The sequence below is a fragment of the Mesobacillus sp. S13 genome (assembly GCF_020422885.1).
In the GTDB taxonomy this organism is placed as follows: domain Bacteria; phylum Bacillota; class Bacilli; order Bacillales; family Cytobacillaceae; genus Mesobacillus; species Mesobacillus selenatarsenatis_A.
The window spans coordinates 1073532-1091290 of sequence record NZ_CP084622.1; the positions used below are offsets into that span (position 1 = coordinate 1073532).

At 46.6% G+C, this 17759-nt stretch carries 12 protein-coding genes; all 12 read left to right on the plus strand.

Going from position 1 to position 17759, the window contains the following annotated elements; genetic code table 11:
• Positions 1 to 2 precede the first annotated feature (2 nt).
• The 12 genes from LGO15_RS05435 to LGO15_RS05490 all read left to right on the plus strand — a co-directional run bounded on the left by LGO15_RS05435 (position 3) and on the right by LGO15_RS05490 (position 17740).
• Positions 3 to 1829, plus strand: coding sequence for a LysM peptidoglycan-binding domain-containing protein (locus LGO15_RS05435; RefSeq protein ID WP_226087029.1), 1827 nt, complete (start codon positions 3 to 5; stop codon positions 1827 to 1829).
• A gap of 121 nt (positions 1830 to 1950) precedes the next feature.
• Positions 1951 to 3999 carry a sigma-54-dependent Fis family transcriptional regulator gene (locus tag LGO15_RS05440; RefSeq protein WP_226087030.1) on the plus strand — a complete coding sequence of 683 codons (2049 nt, stop codon included), beginning with the start codon at positions 1951 to 1953 and terminating at the stop codon, positions 3997 to 3999.
• 217 nt (positions 4000 to 4216) lie between these two features.
• Positions 4217 to 5740, plus strand: coding sequence for an acyl-CoA synthetase (locus LGO15_RS05445; protein WP_226087031.1), 1524 nt, complete (start codon positions 4217 to 4219; stop codon positions 5738 to 5740).
• Between the two features lie 29 nt (positions 5741 to 5769).
• A complete protein-coding gene (locus LGO15_RS05450) occupies positions 5770 to 6915 on the plus strand; it encodes an acyl-CoA dehydrogenase family protein (protein ID WP_226087032.1) in 1146 nt (381 codons plus the stop codon).
• 48 nt (positions 6916 to 6963) lie between these two features.
• Positions 6964 to 8118, plus strand: a complete 1155-nt coding sequence (locus LGO15_RS05455; protein WP_226087033.1) for a thiolase family protein — start codon at positions 6964 to 6966, stop codon at positions 8116 to 8118.
• A gap of 279 nt (positions 8119 to 8397) precedes the next feature.
• The gene (locus LGO15_RS05460) at positions 8398 to 9969 is read left to right on the plus strand and encodes a fatty acid--CoA ligase (protein WP_226087826.1); all 1572 of its coding nucleotides are present in this window, start codon (positions 8398 to 8400) and stop codon (positions 9967 to 9969) included.
• A 19-nt stretch (positions 9970 to 9988) separates the two neighbouring features.
• Positions 9989 to 11071, plus strand: coding sequence for a CaiB/BaiF CoA transferase family protein (locus LGO15_RS05465; protein ID WP_226087034.1), 1083 nt, complete (start codon positions 9989 to 9991; stop codon positions 11069 to 11071).
• 48 nt (positions 11072 to 11119) lie between these two features.
• Positions 11120 to 12739 carry a long-chain fatty acid--CoA ligase gene (locus LGO15_RS05470; protein WP_167833403.1) on the plus strand — a complete coding sequence of 540 codons (1620 nt, stop codon included), beginning with the start codon at positions 11120 to 11122 and terminating at the stop codon, positions 12737 to 12739.
• Positions 12740 to 13070: 331 nt separating this feature from the next.
• On the plus strand, positions 13071 to 13352 hold the full coding sequence (locus LGO15_RS05475; RefSeq protein WP_167833404.1) for an autorepressor SdpR family transcription factor: 282 nt from the start codon (positions 13071 to 13073) through the stop codon (positions 13350 to 13352).
• 1 nt (position 13353) lies between these two features.
• Positions 13354 to 13986, plus strand: a complete 633-nt coding sequence (locus LGO15_RS05480; RefSeq protein ID WP_226087035.1) for an SdpI family protein — start codon at positions 13354 to 13356, stop codon at positions 13984 to 13986.
• Positions 13987 to 14222: 236 nt separating this feature from the next.
• Entirely contained in the window at positions 14223 to 15947 is a 1725-nt protein-coding gene (locus LGO15_RS05485; RefSeq protein ID WP_226087036.1) for an ABC transporter ATP-binding protein, read from the plus strand.
• A complete protein-coding gene (locus LGO15_RS05490) occupies positions 15941 to 17740 on the plus strand; it encodes an ABC transporter ATP-binding protein (RefSeq protein WP_226087037.1) in 1800 nt (599 codons plus the stop codon). Before LGO15_RS05485 ends, LGO15_RS05490 begins: the two co-directional genes overlap by 7 nt.
• The last annotated feature ends 19 nt before the right edge of the window (positions 17741 to 17759 follow it).

Consider the following 17759-nt stretch of genomic DNA (forward strand, 5'->3'; position numbering starts at 1 on the left):
GAGTGACAACGAAATTTTTTAAAATTTTCATGCTTATACTCCTTGCGTCGGCTGTTACCTTCCCACAATTCGCTTCTGCGATGGCGGAGGTCACTTCCTTCAGCCAGTCTACTGGAACGGTTGCATACCAAGGGAACAGTGTGCCAGGATATGTTACTTTTGAGCTGAAGACCAGCGAACCGACGCGTGGTCATATTTTAGCAGTAGGCAACGGTATCCAGACGAAAATCAACCTTTCTTCTACCGATTTTAAAACAGTCCACAAAGTAGACTGGGTACCATGGGACGATACGAAGAAAGTTCCATTGCCAGCTGGGGAATACCAATTGAAGGCTTATTTGTCTGATCAAGGTTACAACCAGATGCAAGGTTATCCGCTTGGCAAACTGACGGTTGTCAATGAGACGAATCCAAAGCCTTTGATCGACCAGGTTTCCATCAATCCTTCCGTCTTCGCCCCAAAATATGGCGGAACAGAAACAGTTCAGATCCCTTTCAATTTGAATCGTCCAGCCGAGGTCCAGTTAAGCATCTGGCAAAATGGTGCCGAGATTTATGGAGGCAGTAAGATGAAGCTTTTGCCAGGCACCCATTCTGTCACCTGGAATGGAAGAGATAATGCGGGACGAGTTGTTGCGGATGGAACATATGATGTGAATTTTAATTTCATTGAAACGGCATATAACTACCCAGCGACGAAACAGTCTTCACAGAAAGCAGGAACGGTTACCATTAAGGATGGTGACTATAATATTCCGCTCTGGAGAGTAAAACAAGTGGTTACGGACGGTGTCTTCATTTCTGACGTAATCAGCCCCGATGGTGATGGGATCAACGACACGGTCTCAGGGCAATTCACATTGGCTGAGCCGGCAAAACTATCTATTTATATTGCGAATGCCGCAGGCGCGCATATGAAAAATGTCATCACCGAGCAGTCTTTCCAGGCGGGAACTCAAACATTTACATGGGATGGTACCGACTTTTACGGCGGGAAAGCCGTTAATGGAAACTATTATATAAAAGTCATGTTGATTGAAGGAGCAAGCGCAGGTTATATCTCTTTTATAGACAATGTGAGATTTGAAGGCGGCTATGAGGTAAAAGCACTTCAGCCTGAAAAGCGTGTCAGAGTAGTCGCTGAGAAGGCTCAGCTTTCTGTGTACCCGGCAGGACAGGGGTATACGGCTGTTAAGGGTGATACATTCCCATTGATTTCTGAAACAGTTGAAAACGGCCGGTACGAGGTGCTGGTCAAGGAAGGTGTATCTGGAACAATCAATGTAAGTGATGTAGAACTTGTTGTTGAAACTGTTCCTCCGACAGTTCCCAACACTGCTGAGTACACTGTGGTGAGCGGTGACACTCTATGGAAAATTGCAGCCAAGTTTAACACAACCATTTCAGAGATTGTGACTCTGAACAATCTTGATCCAAATAAGTATCTGTATATTGGCCAAATGCTAAAAGTACCGGCTACGGTTTCGCCAGAACCAGCTCCGCAGCCAGTGATCCACACGGTGCAATCAGGAGATACTCTCTGGAAAATTGCCCAAAAATATGGCACAACCATTGATGCAATCATAAAAGCAAATAATCTTGACCCGGCAAAATATTTGTATATCGGTCAAAAGCTTACGATTCCCTCTTCAACTCCGACGCCGGAACCACCGGCTGTCCAGCCTGTTGTCCATACAGTGGTAAGTGGAGACACGCTGTGGAAAATCAGTGTGAAATATGCCACGACAATCGATGCGGTCGTAAAGGCTAATAATCTTGATCCGGCAAAATATTTGTATATTGGCCAGAAGCTTACAATCCCACGCTAATTTTGTAACCTGTTCCTATTTGGAGCAGGTTTTTTACATTCAATAAGTGTACCTTTCTGAATCACTCCTATATAATTGAAGTTATAATATTCAGAAATCTCTCCGTGAAGGAGGAAAGTCAATGATAGAATTCAGGGATATTGTGACGCCTGTCCACTGCCTGGTCACAGAAAAAACTACATTAAGAGACGCTCTTGGATTTTTTAAAAAGGAAAAATGGAACCTGCTGCCCGTGACAGATGCAGAGCGGAATTTGCACGGGGTTTTTACTCGGAGCGGGCTTTACCAAATGATACTCGATGGCAGTCCGCTTGATGCACCAATCCGGCCATACATAAAGAAGCAAGTAAGGTCGCTACGAATAGATACTCCTTACAGGGAAATCGAACAAATTGTGAAGACAAGCCAGGTTGGGACTGGGGTTGTGCTTGATGAACGGGATAAGGTCATCGGCTTACTGACCAAGACCGATATGGTGCTCGCTCTATTAAAATCAGCGAATACACTCAAGGATCAGCTGGAAACAATCCTGAAGCATTCCAATATTGGGGTGCTCATGACTGATGAAAGGATGCAAGTGGTGTATGCGAATGACGCTTTTGCCAAAATCAGCGGACGGACATTTGATTCCATCATGTCCAGGGAACTTGACGAGATTTTCCCTGGGCTGCTTCACGAAGAAAGTTCGCCGCATCATTATGAAAAATTCAAGTCGATCCTTCATATATCATCGTATGAAACAGTCAATCATGAAGAAGGAAAAATCCTGTTATTCCAGGATATTTCCGAATTTGAAAAAATGGCGGAAGAGCTCGAGACAGTCAAAAAGCTGAAGCTGACAATCGAGACGACGCTTGAGAATGCTTATGATGGAATCCTGATGACCGATGAAAGGAACATGATCACAATGGTCAGTCCTCCGTTGCTCGAACTGTTCAACCTAGAAAAAACAGAAGTTTTATATAAGCCAGTTGAGCAAGTACTTCCACAGCTGAAGCTTGGCAATGTGTTCAGGTCTGAAATGGCGGAAGTCAGCGATTTTAACGAAATGAACGGAATTAGATACATTGTCCACCGCATTCCAATCAAAAAGGATGGCAAGGTGATCGGGGCGATTGGAAAAGTGATGTTCCGCCAGTTGAACGAGGTCAGCGAGTTGTTCAAGAGACTTCAGAAAGCGGAGAACAAGGCAAGCTTTTACCATCAGCAGCTGCAGAAATCAGAGTCGGCCAGATTTACCTGGGATCATATTTATAGCGAAGACCCTTATATGGAGAAGTTGAAGAAAAGTGCTGCCAAAGCAGCAAAAGGCCGATCCACAGTATTGGTCAGGGGGGAAAGCGGGACAGGGAAAGAATTGTTCGCGCATGCCATCCATAACAGCAGCGCCCGGAGCGATGGCAAGTTTGTCGTCGTCAATTGTGCCGCGATACCTGAGGACCTGCTTGAATCGGAGTTTTTCGGTTATGAAGAAGGTGCCTTCACAGGGGCAAAGCAGCGCGGTAAAATCGGTAAATTTGACCTTGCGAATGGCGGGACGCTTTTCCTCGATGAAATCGGTGATATGTCACTCTCCCTCCAGGCAAAGCTGCTGAGAGTCCTGCAGGAACGGGAGTTTTATCGGGTAGGCGGAAATGTGCGGGTGAAGGTCGATGTCCGGATCATCGCAGCCACAAACCGGAACCTTGAAGAAATGGTGAAACAGGGGGAATTCAGGGAGGACCTCTATTATCGCTTGAACGTCATTTCCTTGAATATCCCGCCACTGAGGGAACGTGTGCAGGATGTCGAGTACTTGATCACAGGTTTAATGAAAGAATTGAATTCGATGCTGGGAACAAGCATCACAGGTATCTCTTCACAGGCGAAGGAATCGCTGCTGCGCTACAGTTGGCCAGGCAATGTCCGGGAATTGCGGAATGTCCTTGAGCGCGCTATGACCTTTGCCGAGCACGGAAAAATTCAGTCTGAGGATCTGCCCGACTACTTGCTCTCGCAACTATCCAGTCCATCGACCGAACAAATCAGCCTTGTGGAAGATGCCGAGCTCGGCGCAATCAAAAAAGCCCTTACCCAGGCGAATGGAAACAAAGCCAAAGCAGCAAGACTGCTGGGCATCAGCCGCTCCGGCTTATATGAAAAAATAAAGAAATATCAGCTGAGCGTATAGAAAGTTTTATTCGAAGTGGAATTATCACTTGTTTTTTCAAGTTCGCCAATCACATCATAGTGTCCAAACACAGTGTCCTATTTTCGGACACTGTGCAGGACGATTACATTTTTTACTCCTTGGTTTTACCGCCTTCCTAGTTTTCGGAAAATTGGCATAATTATTGCATGAATAAAGTTGAATGCGTTTTCAAATATAATCAAGGGGGATGTTGTGAATGGATATTGGTTCATATTTAGCGCAGAATGCGAAGAAAACACCGGAGAAGCTAGCGATTGATTGTGAAGGCAGGAGTTATACCTACAAGCAGTTTAATGAAGAAGTGAACAAATTGGCTCATGGCCTGCTCGGTCTGGGTATTCGCAAGGGCGAGAGAGTCGCTCTGATGATGAAGAATTCTGATCAGTTTGTGTTTGCTTTTTTTGCAGCAGCTAAAATCGGGGCGGTGATTGTGCCGGTGAATTTCCGTCTGACAGCATCCGAGGTCCATTACATACTTGAACAGTCCGGAACGGTCCTGGTTATTTGTGATGATGAATTCGAGGATATCATCACCTCTGCACGTGAAGGGACAAATGCAGCGCATGTCATCACGACCGGAACCCCTAAAGCAGTCGGGCATCATTCATTCAATCATGTCCTTTCTGAAAATGCCTCCAATCCACAAATTGAAGTCAGCGATGATGATGACCTGGAAATTTTATATACGTCTGGAACGACTGGCAGACCCAAGGGTGCCTTGTTTGACCATAAACGAGTGTTCAATGTTGGACTGACGATGATGATCAGCATGGGCATCAACCAGGAGGAACGAATTCTCCACATCGCTCCGCTGTTTCATTCGGCCCAGCTTAATCTGTTCCTGATTTCCGGTGTCGTTCTTGGAGCCACTCATATCATTCATCGGGATTTTCATCCAGTTACCACTCTCCAGGCAATCCAACAGCATAAAATAACCCATTTCTTTGGCGTGCCTGCTATGTACAACTTCATGCTGCAGGTGCCGAATGCTTCTGAATACGACCTGTCTTCAATCAAAAGATGCGGATATGGTGCTGCACCAATGGCGCCGGAACTTGTCCGAAAAAGTATGGAACTTTTCAGGACAGACCAGTTCTATAATCTTTGCGGCCTGACGGAGGCTGGTCCTGGTGGAATCCTGCTTGGGCCTGAAGGTCATAAGCACCACCTTGGGAAGGGCGGGAAAGCCGCATTCCTGACTGAAGCCAGAGTGGTGAACGAAGAAGGCAAGGATATCAAGCCAGGTGCGGTCGGCGAGTTCGTCATCAAAGGCGAGTCCATCATGAAGGAATACTATAAGAAGCCGGAAGAAACGGCAAAAACGATTAAAGACGGGTGGCTGTATACAGGTGACCTGGCAACGATTGATGAAGAAGGATATATCACACTCGTCGACCGGAAAAAAGACATGATCATTTCGGGCGGGGAAAATGTTTACTCCATTGAAGTAGAAGAGGTCCTTTATGAACATCCTGCCGTAATGGAGGCAGCGATTATCGGACTGCCTGACGAAGTCTGGGGAGAAGCTGTCTGCGCAGTCATCGTGCCAAAACAGGGAGCGGCTGTTGACGAGCAGGAGCTTAAGACTTTCTGCCGTCAAAAACTGGCAGGCTATAAAGTGCCGAGAAAGATTTTTATCGAAGAGGCATTGCCAAGGAACGCTTCCGGTAAAATCCTGAAATACCAGCTTCGCCAGAAACTGAATGAAGTGAAGCTTTAATAGTTTGAGAGAAAAGGGGAGATGCAAATATGAAACACCCTTATTTAACGGATGATCATGAGATTTTTCGCAGGTCACTAAGGAAGTTTTTAGAAAAGGAGGCCTATCCTTTCTATGACCAGTGGGAGGAAGAGCGGATGATTCCGCGCTCCTTCTGGGAGAAGATGGGTGAGCAAGGCTATCTTTGTCCGGATATCGATGAGGAATACGGCGGCAGTGAGGTTGACTGGGGATTCGCCGTTGTCATCAATGAAGAGCTCGAGCGGGTAGGCTCCGGCCTGGTTGGCGTAGGGCTGCATAATGACATCGTAGTTCCATATATCACTTCTTATGGAACAGATGAGCAGAAAAAGCGCTGGCTGCCTAAATGTACGACGGGTGAAATTATCACGGCTATAGCAATGACAGAGCCGGGGACAGGTTCGGACCTGGCGAACATCCAGACCACCGCCATCCTTGATGGAGACCACTATGTTTTAAATGGGCAAAAAACCTTCATCACAAATGGCATTCAGTCCGATTTGATTGTTGTTGCCTGTAAAACCGATCCGAAGGCGCATCCGAAGCATAAAGGTGTGAGCTTGCTTGTCGTTGAGCGAGATACACCCGGGTTTTCACGTGGAAGGAAGCTGAATAAGGTCGGGCTGCACTGCCAGGATACCGCAGAGCTTATTTTTGAGGACTGCCGGGTACCGAAGGAAAACCTACTTGGAGAAGAAGGGAAGGGATTCCTTTATCTAATGGAAAAGCTTCAGCAGGAACGCCTGCTTGTTGCGATTGCAGCACAGACAGCTTCCGAAGTCATGCTAAAGCAGACAATCGATTATGTTAAAAGCCGTGAAGCATTCGGCAAGCCCGTAAGCAAGTTCCAGAATACACAATTCAAGATTGTCGAGATGGCAACAGAAATCCAAATGAGCAGAGCCTTTCTTGACCAGCTGATTGCCGAGCATATCGAAGGCAAGGATGTTGTGACAAAGGTATCGATGGCCAAGTGGAAGCTGACAGATAGCGCGAAAAAGATCGCCGCCGAATGCATGCAGCTCCATGGCGGCTATGGGTATATGGAAGAATACGAGATTGCGAGAAGATTCCGTGACATCCCGGTTGCCAGCATTTATGCAGGAACGAATGAAATCATGAAGACCATCGTTGCTAAAAACCTTGGCTTATAGTTTGGCAGAGTTTAAACAGAAGACGTTATACAGAAAGGAAGATGAAGCATGCGTGAAGTTGTGATCGTCGAAGCTGTCAGGACACCTGTCGGCAGAAGAAAAGGGTTATTAAAGGATATCAGGCCGGATGAGCTGGCTGCCCAAGTACTTAAAGAAGTGGTGAACCGGGCTGGAATCGATGCTGGGCTTGTAGAAGATGTCATCTTGGGCTGTGTGACACAGTCAGGAGAACAAGCCGGCGATATTGCCAGGGTAGCCGCTTTAACTGCCGGTTTCCCGATTGAAGTACCAGGAACAACGATTGATCGTCAATGCGGATCCAGCCAGCAGGCAGTCCATTTTGCCGCCCAGGCAATCCTTGCGGGGGACATGGATGTAGTCATTGCCGGCGGAGTTGAAAATATGACCCGTGTTCCAATGGGTTCCAATTATCAGGATGCCAACCCATTCAGCCCTAAATTAAGGGAGCAGTATGAAATGATCCATCAGGGTCTATCAGCAGAACGAATTGCGGAGAAATACGGTTTTACCCGAAGTGAACTTGATGAGTTTTCTGCTGAAAGCCATCGCCGCGCCCTGAAGGCCCAGGCAGAAGGTTATTTCAAAAAAGAAATCATGCCGCTGGAGGTCACTCTTGAAAATGGTGAAACGACCTTGATGACCGATGATTCGGGCCCTCGTGAAGGGACGACACCTGAGGTACTGGCCGGATTGAAAACGGTCTTCAAAGAGGATGGAGTCATCCATGCCGGCAACGCGAGCCAAATCAGTGACGGTGCCGGAGTCCTGCTTTTGATGAGCCGTGAAAAAGCGGAGGAATTAGGCTTGAAACCGCGCTTCAAGGTTCACACCCGGGTTGTAGTGGGATCCGATCCGACTTTGATGCTGACAGGGCCAATCCCAGCAACGGAAAAAGTCCTCAAAAAAGCAGGCTTGAAGCTGGAGGATATCGATGTTTTCGAGGTGAACGAAGCATTCGCACCTGTACCGATGGCATGGCTGAAGGAAACGGGAGCCGATCCTGCGAAGCTAAATCCGAATGGCGGCGCAATCGCGCTTGGCCATCCTCTTGGAGCGAGCGGCGCACGTCTGATGATTTCGATGATGCACGAACTCGAGCGGACCGGCGGACGGTACGGCTTGCAGACAATGTGTGAAGGACATGGCATGGCGAACGCGACCATTATAGAGCGGTTAGACTAAAAGGTTTCTAACACTCATTGGTGCCCGAAAATTGTAGAAGGTAGAAAATAAGTCACCAAGGAGTCCTATTGGTGCCCGAAAATTGTAGAAGTTAGAAAAATAAGTCACCAATGAGTGTTATTCGCGCCCGAAAATTGTAGTAGTCCGAAAAATTGGTCACCAATCCGTCCTGTTGGCGGCCGAAAATTGGCAAAGCAAAAGAAACAGGTCACCAATGGGGCGACTTTTATCAGTGACGCAGTAAAGCATAAAACCGACATTTTATTAGGAGGAATGCAAATGAGCACGACGATCGGCAAAATTTTCGACCTGACGGTAATGAAGTTCCCGAACAAGGAAGCCCTCTATGATGTTCGCAAAAATGTCCGCTTTACTTATAGTGAATGGAACGATGAAGTGAACAGGTTCGCCAATGCGCTTCTTGCTGAAGGAGTGAAGAAGGGCGACCGGGTTTCTACTTTCACGTTCAATACCGAGGAATTGGGTACAGCATTTTTTGCCTGTGCGAAAATCGGCGCAGTCTTCAATCCTATCAATTTCAGGCTGATGGGAGAGGAAGTTGCGTTCATTCTCGGAGACGCCGCTCCTAAGGTTGTTCTTTTTGAAAATGCGGTCGAGCCAGTGATTGCATCCATTGAAAACAGGTTCCCACATATCTCTTTTTGGTACATCGATGAAGATGCTCCTGAATACGCACAGAGCTACCATGAAAAAGTGGAAGCAGCAGATACCAGGCCTGTTGAAATCGAAGTTGACGAAAACGACCTTTACGCGATCATGTACACAAGCGGGACGACAGGCAGGCCCAAAGGCGTTATGCACAAGCATCGCAATATGGTTGAGCAAAGCCTGATCGTCGTTGGATCCACCAGGCTGGATGCAAGTGATAAAGGGCTGGTAACGGCGCCGATGTTCCATTGTGCCGAGCTCCACTGTGCATTCCTGCCGAGAATTCATGCGGGCGGCAGCAATGTCATCCTTCACCAATTCGCACCAAAGAAAGTACTGGAACTGATTGATTCGGAAAAAATCACGAAGTTCTTCGCCGCACCAACGATGTGGAATATGCTTTTGCAGGAGAAACTATCAGACTATAATATCGAGAGCATGAAACTGGGATTGTACGGAGCTGCCCCGATGGCGCCTTCACTCGTACATGCCTGCCATGACCAGCTGGGCATCAAGCTAGTCCAGGCATATGGAATGACGGAGATGGGTCCCGCGATTACCTTCCTTTCAGAATATGACCAGCTGACAAAAGCAGGTGCAGCAGGCCAGGCGTGCCTTAACCATGAAATCAGGATTGTCCGCCCGAACGAGGATGGCCCTTCCGACCCCAACGATATCCTGCCTCCAGGCGAAAGCGGGGAAATCATCGTCCAGGGCCCATGCATGATGACCGGCTACTTCAATCGTGAAGAGGCTTCTGAAAAAGCAATGTATAAAGGCTGGTACCATTCAGGCGATATTGGCTACCTCGATGAAGAGGGTTATTTATGGGTGAAAGACAGGGTAGATGACATGATTATCAGCGGCGGTGAAAACATCTATCCTCGTGAGGTCGAGGATGTTCTCCATGCCCATGAAGGTGTCCTGGATGTCGCAATTGTCGGCCAGCCTGATGACCGATGGGGTGAAACCGTTACGGCATTTGTCGTGAAAAAAGATAGCCAAATTACCGAAGAGGATTTGGATGAATGGTGCAAGAACAGTGACAGCCTGGCGAATTACAAGCGACCTCGCAAGTACGTATTTGTAGAAGCACTCCCTAGGAACGCAAGTGGGAAAATCCAGAAGTTCATGCTGCGCAAGCAAATGGAAGAATTGTTCTCAAAAGGGCAGCCGACTTAATGGAAAGGGTTTTTTTATCATGTTAGACGGAATAAAAATAGTTGATTTCACCAATTATATCCCGGGCCCTTTCGCGACTCTCAGGCTTGCCGAGCTTGGGGCCGAGGTGGTAAAGGTTGAAGCGCCAGAGGGAGACCCGGCAAGGAATACAGGAAACGGCTATGTATTCAACGCACATAATCGCGGCAAAAAGAGCCTTGTCATCAACTTGAAGCAGCCAGAAGGAAAGATGCTGGCGCTAGATTTGCTGGCCAGGGCGGATGTGGTGGTTGAGAGCTTCAGGCCAGGAGTGATGGATAAGCTGGGACTCGGATATGACGCTGTGAAAAAAATAAACCCCGGTATTGTCTATTGTTCGGTCACTGGATACGGAAAGAATGGGGAAATGAGCAAACTTGGAAGTCATGACCTGAATTATATGAGCTTGAGCGGTGCCCTGGCCCAGATGAAAGATCGTACAGGAAGGCCGGTACATCCATCCCATACTTTTTCTGATTATATTGGCGGAATGGCGGCCAGTGAGCGTATCCTTGCAGCACTTGTGGCCAGGGGAAAAACGGGAAAGGGCAGCTATCATTGCATTTCCATTGCTGACAGTATGGCATCATTGATGACAAACCATGTCCTGATTGAAAAGGAAACAGGCTATCAAAAAGGTGTTTCTGTACTGAACGGTACGGTCATTGGCTATGGGCTTTACGAAACAAAGGATGCCCGCTATGTCAGCCTCGGGGCGCTGGAGCCAAAGTTCTGGAACAATTTTTGTCAGGCTGTCGATAGGGAGGAATGGCTGTCCGCGCATTATTCCAGACCGGATAACACGAATCCTGTTTATCTTGAGCTTGTTGATTTGTTTAAAAGCAAACCGCTATTAGAATGGGCGGATTTTGGAATGAAGGTCGATTGCTGCCTAACGCCTGTACTTGAGGCCGGAGAGCTTGCTCAATATCCATATTGGAGGGAAAAGAAATTTGTAATGCCAGAAGGCCATATTAAAATGCATGCAGATTTGCCGTCGCAACCGCAAGCAGCTCCTCCAAAAAAAGGAGAACAGACAGAAGAGATCTTGCAAGAGTGGCTTAGTCTAAAAAGCAGTAATTAGTAGGTTCACAAAATCTATATTTTTAAGAGTGGAAGGGGAAATGTCGGTATGATGAATGTTCCATTGACAGTAGGATCGCTATTGGAAAGAGCAGAAAAGTTTTTCCCGAAAAAACAGGTGGTATCACGGACGCTATCAGGTATTCACCGATTCACTTACAAGGAGGTTGGCGAACGGACCCGCAGACTGGCCAGCGCGCTTGAAAAGCTTGGAGTGGAAAAAGGAGACAGAGTTGGCACATTCGCCTGGAATCACCATCGCCATCTTGAGGTCTATTTTGCTGCCCCAGGGATGGGGGCGGTTCTCCATACCATCAATATCCGCCTGTCACCTGAACATGTCTCGTATATTATCAATCACGCAGAAGATAAGGTATTGCTGGTTGATGAAGACCTGGTGCCGCTGATTGAGCGGAGCAAGGATCAATTTAAAACGGTAGAGGCCTACATCATCATGACCGACAAAGATGAACTGCCTGAAACGACACTGGAGCCAGTCTATTCCTATGAGGAGCTTCTTCGCGATGGCAGTCCGGACTTCGAATTCGTGAAAGATATCGATGAAAATGAACCTGCAGGGATGTGCTACACATCGGCTACAACTGGCAATCCTAAAGGGGTGGTTTATTCCCATCGAGGCATCGTCCTCCACAGCTTCGCGTTCGGGTTAGCAGACACTGCTGCATTATCTGAAACTGATGTCGTCCTGCCGGTCGTGCCGATGTTCCATGCCAATGCCTGGGGTCTCCCATTCGCAGCAACATGGTTCGGCTCGACACAGGTGCTCCCAGGACCATTATTCACTCCTAAACTGCTTGCAGATCTGATTGAACAGGAAAAAGTCACCTTCACCGCGGGAGTGCCGACGATTTGGCTAGGCTTGCTGAATGAGCTTGAAAAAGGAAGCTATGATACCTCTTCGCTAAGATCGATTGTCTGCGGGGGATCAGCTGCGCCGCGTGGCATGATCAAGGCGTTCGAAACGAAATATAAAATTCCATTCCTGCACGCATACGGGATGACTGAAACCACTCCGCTGGCAACGGTTTCCCGCCTGAAGAGCTACCAGGTCGGATTGGACGAAGACGAAATTTTAGATATCCGCTCCAAACAGGGTCTCCTTGTGCCAGGCCTGGAAATGAAAGTAATTGGCGGCGACGGTGAAGTGAAGTGGGATGGCGAGGAGATGGGAGAACTCCTGCTTCGCGGCCCATGGATTGCGGACGAATACTATAAGGATGAGAGGTCTGACGACGCTTTCCGCGATGGCTGGCTATACACTGGAGATGTGGCAACAGTTGATGAAGAAGGGGTCATCAAGCTTGTTGACCGGACAAAGGATTTAATCAAGAGCGGCGGGGAATGGATCTCGTCCGTCGATCTTGAAAACGCACTGATGGCCCACGAAGCAGTTTTTGAAGCAAGTGTCGTCGCCGTCCCGCATGAGCAGTGGCAGGAACGCCCGATTGCCTGTGTCGTCCTGAAAGAACAATATAAGGGGCAGGTCGACAAGCAGGAACTGCTGGACTTCATCACACCGCAGTTCGCAAAATGGTGGCTCCCAGACGATGTTGTATTTATGGATGAAATCCCGAAAACATCCGTCGGAAAATTTCTGAAGCGCGCATTAAGGGATCAGTTGAAAGACCATCTTGTACAGAATTCGTAAGGAATAAATAAGGGAAAGTGCTGCTGGTGGACGTGATTCGTTTTAAAGATACCCTTATGAGAAGCAAAACACCTGCATAAGGGCACGATTAGGCCATAAAGAGGACCTTATGAGGAAGCGAAACTCCTGCATAAGGGTACGATTAGCACCTAAATGATGAGAAGCCAAAGCGAATATAGTAAGTAACCTTTTTCACCCATAAATCAGCCGGCTGCAAAAGTGCAGCCGGTTTTTAATTGTAAAAATATTGCAAAATGCAGGAATATGATTTAGTATTTAGTTAAATACTTAAATGTCTTATGAACACCAAAAATTAAGGGAGGTCTTTAGCTTGAATGATGCCTTCAAAGCTCTTTCAGACCCCACCAGAAGAAAGATCCTTGACCTATTGAAGGAACGGGATATGACAGCTGGTGAAATCGCTGACCATTTCAATATGACAAAACCCAGTATTTCACAGCATTTAAAACTGCTGAAGACTGCAGGTTTGATCCAGGATGAGAAAAAGGGGCAATTCATTATCTATTCTCTTCATACAACAGTCTTTCAAGAGCTCATCAGCTGGGCATTCAGCTTTACCGAAACTAATAAAGACAGGGAAGGGGAAAAGTGAGATGAAAAAGCATTTATTGCCTTTGACCATGATTGGATTGCTGGTCGTAGCTTGGATCATTGTTTGGCCAAAGCTGCCTGAACAAATTCCGATTCACTGGAATGTAAATGGAGAGGCCAATGGTTTTGCTTCCAAACTAAATGCGATGTTCTCGACACTTGGAATCATGGTAATCCTTTATATATCGATGGCTTTCTTGCCAAAAGTAGATCCGAGGAAAACAAACTATAAGTATTTTACGAAAAGCTACCATATTATCTTAAATGCCATACTTGGTGTCCTGTTTGTAATCAATATCCTGATGCTGGCGAATGCTATGGGGTATGATGTCCCCATAGGCAGCATTGGTCCATTGGTTGTCGGGATTATCTTTATGATCCTCGGGAACTACATGCCCCAGGTCCGATCAAACTTTTTCATAGGAATCCGAACACCATGGACGCTTAGCAGTGATGAAGTTTGGAAGAAGACGCACCGGGCTGCATCGAAAATCTTTTTCTTTGGCGGGCTTGCCATGATATTGGCCACCTTTGCGCCTGTTCATTTGAAGCAAGCGATATTATTCAGTGTAGTCGCTCTGACAGTCGTTGCTCCATATATTTATTCTTACGTTCTCTTTAAAAGAAAGCCATAAGTATCCGAGCCAACCTGATGGGGAGGAACAACAGACGGTCCTGAAAATGGATCGTTTTTTTATGTTGAAATTTATCTTTCACTTCTGGAGCTGGCTAGCTCTAGCATTTGTCGCCTGATCAAGGTGCTCACGCTTTTATAAACTTTCAATTCAAAAAATTCACCAAAAGGGGTATGATAGTAGATATAAATTCGGAAGACGAAATAACGTAATGGTCAACAGGGGGTCTCATCTTCATGAGTATATTTTCATTTGTTAAACCATATCGCATCCCGATTGCGATTGCGCTTAGCTTAATGCTTGTCGAATTGGCTGTTGAACTTGTCCAGCCGCTTTTGATTGCCAAAATCATTGATGAAGGGATCGTGGCGAGGGATCTCGATACAGTCATCAAATGGGGCGGAGTCATGCTCGGAATCTCTTTCCTTGCCTTTGCATCAGGGATAACGAATTCGTTCATAGCTGCCCATGCAGGCCAGAGCTTCGGGTTTGATCTTCGCGAAAAACTTTTTGCCAAGGTTCAGGCTTTTTCCTTCACGAACTTCAGTCATTTCCCATCATCTTCTTTGATCACAAGGATTACAAATGATGTGACCCAGCTGCAGAATACTTTTTTTATGAGTCTAAGGATTGCGATGCGAGCTCCTTTGCTGGTCATTGGGGGAATCATCATGGCGATGTTGGTACATGCAAAATTGGCACTGCCGTTTGTGGTCATCATCCCGCCTCTTTTGATCTTCCTTATTTGGATCATGACAAAGGCTGCAGGTTTATTTAAAAGCGTCCAGAAGCGTCTTGATAGAGTGAATGGGGTTATGAGAGAAAACCTTGTGGGCATGAGACTGATCAAGGCTTTTGCCAGAGGGAAATATGAAGGAACCAGGTTTGAGAAAGCGAACAATAAATTACAGGAACGAACAGTATTTGCTTTAAGGGTTACCGAGGTGACGATTCCCGTTCTGCTGCTTTTCATGAACTTGAGTGTCATTGCTGTTCTTTGGTTTGGTAAGATCGATGTCCAGTCTGGCAGAGTGTCAGTTGGTGAAGTAGTAGCGATTGTGAACTATGCTGCCAGGATCACCGCTGCCTTTTCAATGTTTTCGTGGATCATCATGGTATTCTCTCGTGCCAGGGCATCTTCTGAGCGTGTAACCGATGTCCTGAATGAGGAGATTGATCTTGAAGATACCATCAAAAGCTACGATGCTTATGAAATCTCTAAAGGTGTAATTGAGTTTGATCATGTGTCATTCCAGTTCCCGGACACCAACATTCCCATTCTTCAGGATCTATCCTTCAAGATTGAACAGGGGGAAACAGTAGCGGTACTGGGAGCGACCGGTGCAGGGAAAACGGCGATGTTCCAGCTAATCCCGCGATTGTATGATGTCACGAGCGGGGATATACGAATCGACGGCCGGAACATAAAGGAGTTGAAACTGAAAAGTCTCAGAGAGGGCATCGGCTATGTACCACAGGAGGCCATGCTGTTTACCGGTTCAATCAAAGAGAACCTGGCCTGGGGCAAACAGGATGCCACAGAGGAGGAATTGGTGAAGGCAGCAGCAGATGCCCAAATCCATGAAACCGTCCTGAAACTGCCGAATCAATATGATACGCTCCTGGGGCAAAAAGGTGTCAACCTTTCGGGTGGCCAGAAGCAGCGGTTATCCATCGCCCGTGCTTTGATCAAAAACCCTAAAATCCTGCTGCTTGATGACAGCACCAGTGCGCTGGATTTGAAAACGGAAGCAAAGCTGCTCGATGCAATCAGTCTATATAAGTGTACGACCGTCATCATTACCCAAAAAATCAGCACTGCAAAGGAAGCAGATAAAATCCTGCTGCTCGAGAATGGATCCATTATAGGTTACGGAAATCATGAATCCTTGCTCGAGCAATCCTCTCTTTATCAGGCAATTTACAATTCCCAGTTCGGGGAGGTGAAGGCAGGATGTTAAAAAAACAAAAAGAAAACAGATCGGACGAAAAAAGAAGTGTTGTTAGAGGAATTGGACCGACAATCAGAAGAATCTGGTCGTACCTTGCAGACCAGCGAAGTCTGATGATCCTTGTCCTACTAATGGTGGTGGCCAGTTCAGCACTTGGATTGCTGGGCCCATTCCTGATTGGATGGGGCATTGATGAGTATTTTGCGACAAATTCGACCGATGGTTTCATCTGGCTGTTAATCGGTCTTGCATCCGTTTACGTAATGCATTCCTTATCATTGTGGTTCCAAAGCTACTGGATGATCGGAATTGCGCAAAAGACGGTCTATACAATGAGGAGACAGCTTTTCAACCATTTTCATAAACTCTCAATTGATTTCTTCAACAAGCGCCAACATGGCGAGTTGATGAGCAGGGTAACCAATGATATCGAAAATGTCAGCGCGACTTTGAATTCCTCCGTCATCCAGATTTTTTCGAGCGTGTTAACCCTTGTTGGAACGCTAGCGGTCATGATCTGGCTGAGTCCATTGCTTACGCTTGTCACGATGATCATCGTACCGCTGATGTTCATGGGAATGAAGTGGATTACCAGCCGGACAGGGAAGTTGTATAAAGAACAGCAGCGCCGGCTTGGAGAAATGAATGGTTATATTGAAGAAACAATCTCAGGCCAAAAAATCATTAAATCCTTCTCCCAAGAACCTAAGGTAATAGAAGAGTTCCGGATAAAGAATCAGCAGTTAAAGGAATCAGGTTACTGGGCTCAGACCTTTACCGGCTTCATCCCAAAATTGATGAATATGCTCAATAATCTCAGCTTCACAATAGTGGCAGCTGTGGGCGGATTCTTCGCGCTGAAAGGATATGTGACGATAGGAACAATCGTCATCTTTACCGAGTACTCCCGTCAGTTCACAAGGCCGCTGAATGATTTGTCGAATCAGTTCAATACCTTGCTGTCAGCTGTAGCAGGAGCCGATCGTGTATTTGATATCATAGATACGGAGGAAGAGGCTGTCGATGAAAAAGGAGCCGAATCAATTCCGAATATTACTGGGAAGGTTGAGTTCAAAGATGTATCTTTCTCATATGAAAAGGGCGGAGACACTGTATCTGAATTGAATTTCATCGCAAAACCTGGGCAAACTATCGCGCTTGTTGGTCCTACCGGAGCCGGAAAGTCGACCATCATAAACTTGATCTCCCGATTTTATGAACCAAATCAAGGGATGATTTTAATAGATGGGAACGACAGTAAAAAAATCACCCGTGAAAGCCTGCGTAAACAAATGGGGTTCGTCCTTCAGGATTCATTCCTGTTCCAGGGAACCATAAGGGAGAATATCCGCTATGGAAGATTGGATGCAACAGATGAGGAAGTGGAGAAGGCGGCCAAAGCAGCGAATGCCCATTCCTTCATACAGAGATTGCCTGAAGGATATGACACTGTGTTGAGCCAGGATGATGCCGGTATCAGCCAGGGGCAGAAACAGTTGTTATCCATCGCTAGAGCCATCCTTGCTGATCCATCCATCTTGATACTGGATGAAGCGACAAGCAGTATTGATACCATTACTGAACTCAAAATACAGGAGGCCCTTCAGCATTTATTGAAGGGAAGAACAAGCTTTATCATTGCCCATCGCTTGAATACAATTAAAAATGCAGACCAAATCATTGTCATAGAAAGCGGGCAAATCATTGAAAAAGGTAATCATGATGAACTGTTGGCGCAAGAAGGCTTTTACCATGACCTTTATACAAGTCAACTGGAAAAGAGGACGTTGATGAATTATTAGGGAGCCATTGAGCTTCCTT